The following is an 888-nucleotide window of genomic DNA, read 5'->3' on the forward strand; positions in this document are numbered from 1 at the left end:
TCCATTGCAAATGGTAATTTTGAAGCCCATTTGAAAAATCTCACAGCATATTTGAATGGAAATGTGGGGGGTACGACTGAAGAAAACTTGAAAAAGAAGCTTGCAGACCCAGTATTTGCAGCAGCTTTAGCTCAGTGGCAATTCATATCACAAACAGGTGCTGTAACAATGGCTACATTTGCAAAAAAAGATGCTGACCATCAGAAATTTCTTGGGTGGGCTATGAAAAATACAGATGTGATGAATACCTATCTTGAAGGTGGTAGTCCAACTGGAAAAAATCCTGTAAATGCACTTGAGATATGGAATACAATCTGGAATGCGGATGCAAATTCTCACGAAGGATTGTATTTAAAATTAGCGATAGCTACATCGTTAGCTCATGCTGAACCTATAAAATATTGGACAAACAATCAACCTATTAATCCATTAACAAGGTACCAACATTATAAATCAGCAGATCAAAATAATGAGTTACTTCCTTGCTTTAGAACATATGATGTTTGGCATTTAAGATTAGTAGTGAATACTTGGTCACCAGAAGAAGATTTAACTTGGGCAAGAAATATGATTAATACGGAACATCCAGAACTTAAAAATCAAGATAAGGTAGGGGAAAGTGCATATTTGGTTAATTATGTAACCCATAACAAAGATGGAGTTAGCATTCACGCTGGAAATGATGCATTCTACGGTTTAGGTTGGAATCTTTCTTCCATTTACAGATTTGGCGGGGTATGCGGTAATATTTCGAAGTTTGGTACGCAAGTAAGTCAAGCATTTGGAGTGGCAGCTATGCCTGTTGGACAACCTGGACATTGTGCACTTATATGGAATAACAAGCCATCTTCTTGGAATTTAGGAAATGATATATCTGGATGGAGTGGA

The 888-nt window shown here is 37.2% G+C and carries 1 pseudogene; it reads left to right on the forward strand.

The features are described 5' to 3' along the window. Positions 1–888: pseudogene (locus ILT06_RS32180) on the forward strand (putative mucin/carbohydrate-binding domain-containing protein); the annotation flags it as partial.

Origin of the sequence: Bacillus sp. 17RED48 (genome assembly GCF_019837545.1) — a bacterium.
Taxonomy (GTDB): domain Bacteria; phylum Bacillota; class Bacilli; order Bacillales; family Bacillaceae_G; genus Bacillus_A; species Bacillus_A wiedmannii.